This is a genomic window from Achromobacter sp. SIMBA_011, assembly GCF_046535435.1.
Taxonomy (GTDB): Bacteria; Pseudomonadota; Gammaproteobacteria; order Burkholderiales; family Burkholderiaceae_B; genus Achromobacter; species Achromobacter dolens.
Map to the genome: position 1 here is coordinate 1 of NZ_JAWRWN010000540.1, position 268 is coordinate 268.

The 268-nt window shown below is 60.1% G+C and carries 1 protein-coding gene; it reads left to right on the forward strand.

Annotated elements, in window-relative coordinates; genetic code table 11:
- Window positions 1-268 (forward strand): type VI secretion system baseplate subunit TssF (locus SB816_RS32060; RefSeq protein ID WP_410548253.1); only part of this gene is annotated, 268 nt, incomplete at both ends.

Consider the following 268-nt stretch of genomic DNA (forward strand, 5'->3'; position numbering starts at 1 on the left):
CCCACACGTCGAACGGCTGCTGCAATCGTTCGCGTTGATGTGCGCTCGGCACGACATCCGACTCGAAGATGAGGTGCCGGAGTTTACTCACGCATTGATTGACACAATCCACGGAGCGTTCCTGCGGCCGTTTCCATCTTGTGCGATGGCCCAATTCCGCGTGGATCGAGACAGCAAGCAGACCGAGCCGCGAATAGTTCCACGCGGCACCCAATTGGTGGCGCCGAATAGCCGCTTGGTGTTCCGCACTGCCGCCGACGTCACGTTG